This is a genomic window from Mycobacterium sp. TH-M15 (assembly GCF_057473705.1).
In genome coordinates this window covers 1-6,680 of the sequence record NZ_JBYCLB010000631.1, presented here as the reverse complement: position 1 = coordinate 6,680, position 6,680 = coordinate 1, and the positions used below count along the sequence as shown (strand labels likewise).

Here is a 6,680-nt window from a genome sequence, read left to right as displayed (position 1 = left end):
TCCGCATGGGCACATTGGAATTCTTCATCACCCCCGGCTACGGCGAGCGGCAGCTGAGGTTGTTCGGCTACTCGCCGGCGGTCCGGGTCGGCGATCGGGTGGATATCTGATCGCATCCGATGTCGTTTCCCGTCCCGAAAGGTTCGCCATGGCCAGAAAGATCGACCTGACCGGAAAGATCGCCGTCGTCACCGGAGCAGGTTCCGGAATCGGGCGCTCCACCGCGCGGCTGCTGGCGCGGCACGGAGCGGTGGTGCACGTCGCCGACCTGCACACCGACGCCGTCGATGCGGTGGCCAGCGAGATCGGCGGCGGCGCTACCGGCCACACCGTCGACGTCACCGAGCCGGAGCAGCTCGCCGCCCTGGCCGAGACGGTGTTCGCCGCCCACGGCCGGGTCGACATCCTGCACAACAACGCCGGCATCGGACACGGCGGCAACATCGAGGCGACGACGGTGGAGGACTGGCAGCGGGTGATCGGGGTGAACCTGCTCGGCGTCGCCTACGGGGTGCAGGCGTTTGTGCCGCGGATGCTCGCCCAGGGCTGCCCGGCGACGATCGTCAACACCGCCTCGGTGGCCGGGCTCTTCCCGACCGCCCGGATGGCGCCGTACTGCGCGTCGAAGTTCGGCGTGGTCGGCATGAGCGAGGCCCTCGACGCCGAACTGAAGTCACGCGGCGTCCGGGTGGCCGCGGTCTGCCCGGGTGTCATCGACACTTCGATCGTGCGTGACTCGATCATGCGCGGCGAGCTGGCGGCGAACCAGCAGAAGGCGGTCGCGTTCTACGCCAAACGGGGGACGTCGCCGGACGTCGTGGCCGCCGCGGTGCTCGGCGCGATCGCCCGGCCGCGTCCGGTCGTCGTCTCACCGCGCTGGCAGGTGTTGGCGCCGTATCTGCTGCACCGGCTCTCGCCGCGGCTGGCGCAGCCGCTGGCGAGCGGCCTGACCAAGCTCGTCGGCCGGCGCTGAGCCGGGACCACAATGGTGGCATGACGGTCCGCCAGCGGATTCTGCAGCCCGGCACCGGACCCCCGGATCACGGTGCGGCCGGCCTGACCCGGCTCGGCGGCTGACTAGCCCGCCGCGTCGAGCAGCCGGGATCGCCACCTGCCGAACCCATCGGCCAGCTCCGGCTCGTCCATCGACTGCAGCCGGCCGTGCTCGACCAGGCAGAGCCGGTGCAGCCCGAGGCCGCGGACGGTGTCTCCCACGCCCTGCACCGGCTCGGCGTCGTCGGGCCGTGGCGGGTCGGTGAGAACCATCGCGGCGTCGACGTCGCTGACCAGCGGGCGGAAACCGCCGTGGGCCAGACTGCCCAGCGGGTAGAGCGCGGCCAGCCGGTCGCCGAGGGCTGCTTCGGCCACCCGGACCACGTCACGCAGCACGCCCTCGCCGTCGTCGTCCACCGCTTCCTCCCTTGGCGGGTCAGCTCGTCACCGCAGCCGCAGGCCGCGCGGGGTGCGGGAGAACCCGGCGTCGCCCAGCGCCGCCGTCACCGCCGAGTCGTGCAGCGTCAGCACCGGCACCCCGTCGATCCGCTCGATCAGGATCCCGTCGACCCGGCGGGCGGCCACCAGCTCGGCCAGGCCGGCCGCGGCGGCCCGATGCGCCTCGGCGTCGTCGGTGAAGCTCAGCAGCGACCGGCCGCCGCGCTCGACGAACCAGGCCAGCGCCCCGTCCACCAGCACCACCAGCGCTCCGGCCTTGCGACCCGGGCGGGCCGAACTCTCGCCGCCGGCCGGCCATGCCAGTGCCGCACCGTACGGGTTCGCCGGATCGGTGGCGGCCAGCACCACGGCCCGGTAGTCGGGCCGCTGCGGGTCCACCCCGTCGAGGTATCCACGCAGCCGGTCGACCGTCGACGCCAACGCGAACTGCGCGCCGCCCAGCGATTCGACGAAGTAGCCGCGCTGGCACCGGCCCGCCTCCTCGAACGCGGTGAGCACCTTGTACAGGGTGGCGAAGCCGCCCGGCACCCCCTCGGCGGCGATCCCGCCGCGGGTCAGCACCCCGTGCCGGTGCAGCAGCAGTTCGGCTTGGTGGTGCAGCCGCAGGGTGGAGTCCGGCTCCGGCGCGGGCAGCGCCGACCAGCGGCCGGCCACGGTCGGGTCGGTGGCCCGGGCGGCGGCGTGCGCGACGCTGTACCGGCTCAGCCTCGGGGGCCGGCGGCCCCCAGGACCCAGCCGGTGTGCGGGTGTGGCGCGGGCGCGGGTGGTTCGGCCGCCGAGCGCGGCGCGCACCGGCGCGAAGGTGTCGCCGGTGACCCTCCCCGCCCAGATCAGATCCCACAGCGCCGCTTTGAGTTCGGCCGCATCGATCGGGTCGGCGGCCAGCTGCCGGAAGAAGAACGCGCCGCCGCCGGCCAGGGCGTCCAGGATCGCCCGGTGGGCCGGGCCGTCGTCGACCGGTGCGGCCGCGGGCAGGGTGAGCGGTGCGGAGTCGGCCGGGTGGAAGGCGATCCAGCCGTCGCTGCCGGAGATCGCGCCGGTGCCCGACCAGAGCACCTCCCCGGAGGCCAGCAGCTCGTCCAGCAGCGCGGGGGAGTAGCCGCGCACCCGCGGGGCCAGCACCAGTGGTTCGATGGCGGACGCCGGCAGCGGGACACCGGCCAGCTGCTCGACGACGCCGGCCAACCCGTCTGTGCCCTCGGCGCGGCCGGCCGCGGAATCGGCGCCGAACTGCTGCCAGGCGGGCAGGAACCGCGCGTAGGCAGCCGTGGAGACCGGCTCGACCTGGGCGCGCAGCGCCGCCAGCGACCGGCGCCGCAGGATGCGCAGCACGTCGGCGTCGCACCACTGCTCACCCGGGATATCGGCGAACTCGCCGCGCACCAGCCGGCCGTCGGCGGCCAGCCGGCCGAGCACGTCGGCGGCGACCCGCTGTCCCAGCCCGAACCGGGCGGCCGCCGCGGCGGTGCCGAACGGTCCGTGGGTGCGGGCGAACCGGCCCAGCAGCTCGCCCAGCGGGTCGGTGACCGGTTCGGTGAAGCCGGCCGGTGTGCCGACCGGCACCGCCACCCCGACCCCGTCGCGCAGCCGGCCGATGTCCTCGATCGCGATCCACCAGGCGGCCCCGGCGAACGACACGGTCAGCACCCGCTTGGCGGCCAGCAGCCCCTCCAGCCAGCCGGCCACGTCCGCACCGCCCGCCCGTGCGGCGACCTCGTCGGTGGTCAGCGGGCCGAGCAGCCGCAGCAGGTCGGCCACTCCCTCGGCGTCGTGGGCGGCCTTCTCGGCGGTCAGGTGCTGCAGCTGGCCGCCGACCGCTGCGACGACGGCCGGGTCGAGCAGTTCGCGCAGCTCCACCCGGCCGAGTAGCTCGGCGAGCAGGGTCGGGTCCACCGCCAGCGCCGCGGCCCGGCGTTCGGCCAGCGGGCTGTCGCCCTCGTACATGAACGCCCCGACGTAGCCGAACAGCAGCGAGGCCGCGAACGGCGACGGGCTGGCCGTCTCCACCTCGACCACCCGGATCCGCCGCTGGGCGATCCGTGACATCACCCCGGTCAGCGCCGGCACGTCGTAGACGTCCTGCAGGCATTCGCGCACCGTCTCCAGCACCACCGGGAAATCCGGGTATCCGCGGGCCACGTCGAGCAGCTGGGCGGCCCGCTGGCGCTGCTGCCACAGCGGCGAGCGGCGGCCCGGCTGCCGGCGCGGCAGCAGCAGCGCGCGCGCCGCACACTCCCGGAACCGGGCGGCGAACAGCGCCGACCCGCCGACCTCGGCGGTGACGATCGGCTCGATCTCGTCGGCGTCGAAGACGAACAGCTCGGCCCCGGGCGGCTGCCCGTCGGCACCCACGTCCATGTCCGGCAGCCGCACCACGATCCCGTCGTCGGACGCGGTCGGCTTCTCGTCGATCCGGTAGCGTTCCCGCAGCCGCCGGCCCACCGCCAGCGCCAGCGGGCCGTGCACCCGCAGCCCGTACGGCGAATGCAGGATCACCCGCCAGTCGCCCAGCTCGTCACGGAACCGCTCCACCAGCAGCGTGGCGTCGGTGGGGACGACGCCGGTGGCGGCGCGCTGGTCGCCCACCAGGCACCACAGGTTGTCGGTCGCGTATCCGTCGAAACCCAAACCGGCGCACCGGCTCTCGAATGCAGGGCGGTCCAGGCCGGCCAGTTCGCCGGTGAACGCGCCGACCGCCGCGCCCAGCTCGGCGGGGCGCCCGACCCCGTCGCCGTGCCAGAACGGCAGCCGGCCGGGCTGCCCGGGCGCGGGGGCGACCAGCACCCGGTCGTGGGTGATCTCGGTGATCCGCCAGCTGGTGGCGCCCAGTGAGATGACGTCGCCGGGCCGCGACTCGTAGACCATCTCCTCGTCGAGCTCACCGACCCGCGACGGCTTCGCCGGGTCACCGGCGAGGTAGACGGCGAACAGCCCGCGGTCCGGGATCGCGCCGCCGGAGGTGACCGCCAGCCGCTGGGCGCCGGGCCGGGCGGTGAGCACGCCGGTGTCGCGGTCGTAGACCAGCCGCGGCCGCAGCTCGGCGAACTCGGTGGACGGGTACTTGCCGGAGAGCAGATCCAGCGTCGCCTCGAAGGCGCTGCGCGGCAGGGTGGCGAACGGGGCGCTGCGCCGCACGGTGTCGAACCAGGCGTCGGCGTCCAGCGGTTCCAGCGCGGCGGCGGCGACGGTGTGCTGGGCCAGGATGTCCAGCGGGTTGGCCGGCACCTGCAGCGTCTCGATCTGCCCGGCCAGCATCCGCTGCGCCGATACCGCGCAGCCGATCAGGTCGCTGCGGTGCTTGGGGATCAGCACCCCCTCGGAGATCTCGCCGACCCGGTGGCCGGCCCGGCCGATGCGCTGCAGCCCGCTGGCCACCGACGGCGGCGCCTCGATCTGGATCACCAGGTCGACGGCGCCCATGTCGATGCCGAGTTCCAGGCTGGAGGTGGCCACCACCGCCTTGAGCCGCCCGCTTTTCAGGTCGTCCTCCACCGCGGCCCGGGTCTCTTTGGAGACCGAGCCGTGGTGCGCCCGGGCCAGCGGTGCCTGTGGGTGGCCACCCGTCCCCCGCAAGCGGGAGGTGCCCCCAGCGCCCGGCTCCGCGGCGCTTGCGATCGCCACCGGCGGGACGCCGTAGCTCTGGCCGCTGCCCATCAGCTGCGCGGGCGCCCCGGCGCCGACCCGCGGGTTCGGCTCCGCGGAGAGCTGCACCCCGCACCGTTCGGCGTGAATCTCGTTGAGCCGCGCGGTCAGCCGCTCGGCCAGCCGGCGCGAGTTGGCGAAGACGATCGACGAGCCGTGCTGTTCGACCAGGTCGACGATGCGGGCCTCCACCTCCGGCCAGATGGTGCCCTCGGCCAGGTTGACCATGTCCGGCACCGGCACCTGCACGGTCAGCTCGAAGGTCTTGGCGGCCACCGGTGCGACGATGGTGGTCGGCGCCGGACCGGACAGGAATCGGGCCACCTCCTCGGGCGGCCGCACCGTGGCCGACAGCCCGATCCGCTGCGCGGGCCGGTCCAGCCGGGCGTCCAGGCGTTCCAGCGACAGCGCCAGATGGCTGCCGCGTTTGGTCGCCGCCACCGCGTGCACCTCGTCGACGATCACCGTCTGCACGCCGGTCAGCGTCTCGCGGGCCGCCGAGGTCAGCATCAGAAACAGCGACTCGGGGGTGGTGATCAGGATGTCGGGCGGCGTCGCGATCAGCTGCCGCCGCCGGGCCGGCGAGGTGTCGCCGGAGCGCACCCCGACGGTGATCCCCGGAGCCGGCAGGCCATGATGTTCGGCGATCCGGGTGATCCCGGCCAGCGGGGTGCGCAGGTTGCGTTCGACGTCGACGGCGAGCGCCTTCAGCGGGGAGACGTAGAGCACCCGGGTTCCGGGTGGCCGGTCCGGGTGGGCGGTGAGGCTGTCGATCGCCCACAGGAACGCCGCCAGCGTCTTGCCGGATCCGGTGGGCGCGATCACCAGGGCGTTGCCGCCGCCGGCGATCACCGGCCAGGCCTGTGTCTGCGCCGGCGTCGGCGTCTGGAAGGTGCCGGCGAACCAGTCCCGGGTCAACGCACCGAAAGCCGCCAGCGGATCGGCCCGGCTGCTGCTCACCTGATCCATCGTGCCAACCCGGGCTCAGCGGTGCACTCGGTATCCGGTCTCCTCCAGCGCCCGGGTCGGTGTTGTTGGCGCCCATCCGGCCCGGGCGTTCTGCCGCCCACCCGCGAGCAGTGCGCCGCCGCCACCCGGTGCCCGGACAGCGGCGGGTCCAGGCGATACAGTTCGATCTCACCGGGGTAGGCGACGCTCCGGATCGAATCCGGTTCGTGCGGCGCCCAACCGGCGAATCGCGCGGCACCGGACAGGGAAGGCGGCATAACGGCAGCATGACGGAGTCGGACGGCGGTCGGCCGGGCCGCGGCGGTCGTGAGGTCGGTGCGGCCGCGCGGTTCGCCGGCGTGGTCACCGTCGTCGCGGTGTTGGTGATGACGCTGGTTGCGGTCTGGGCGCACAACTGCGACCGATCGACGGTCGGTACGGCGGCTTGCGCACCGCCGTACCGGATGGCGCTCTCCTTCGCCGGGCCGGCGATCCTGCTGGTCGGCGGCCTTCGTGCGTTCGTCCGCACCTACCGGGTGTGGCAGGTCGGCGGCATCTGGTGGGGATGGCACGGGGCCGGCTGGTTCCTGCTGACGATGATGATGGTGATGCTGATGACCAGCGGTCCGCCGATCATC

At 74.1% G+C, this 6,680-nt stretch carries 4 protein-coding genes; 2 read left to right on the top strand and 2 right to left on the bottom strand.

The window, feature by feature from the left end:
* Positions 1 to 148 precede the first annotated feature (148 nt).
* A complete protein-coding gene (locus AC2VNT_RS15425; RefSeq protein WP_486947688.1) occupies positions 149 to 973 on the top strand; it encodes an SDR family oxidoreductase in 825 nt (274 codons plus the stop codon).
* A 104-nt stretch (positions 974 to 1,077) separates the two neighbouring features.
* Here AC2VNT_RS15425 and AC2VNT_RS15420 read toward each other — a convergent pair whose 3' ends face one another.
* Positions 1,078 to 1,410, bottom strand: a complete 333-nt coding sequence (locus AC2VNT_RS15420; protein ID WP_486947687.1) for a hypothetical protein — start codon at positions 1,408 to 1,410, stop codon at positions 1,078 to 1,080.
* A gap of 27 nt (positions 1,411 to 1,437) precedes the next feature.
* On the bottom strand, positions 1,438 to 6,054 hold the full coding sequence (locus AC2VNT_RS15415) for an ATP-dependent helicase (RefSeq protein ID WP_486947686.1): 4,617 nt from the start codon (positions 6,052 to 6,054) through the stop codon (positions 1,438 to 1,440).
* A gap of 275 nt (positions 6,055 to 6,329) precedes the next feature.
* Between AC2VNT_RS15415 and AC2VNT_RS15410 the strand changes: the two genes are divergently transcribed.
* Positions 6,330 to 6,680 (top strand): hypothetical protein (locus AC2VNT_RS15410; protein WP_486947685.1); only part of this gene is annotated, 351 nt, incomplete at its 3' end.

Excerpts from the sequence above, each read along its gene's own strand:
- AC2VNT_RS15425 (WP_486947688.1), top strand. The coding sequence starts at position 149 with ATGGCCAGAAAGATCGACCTGACCGGAAAGATCGCCGTCGTCACCGGA.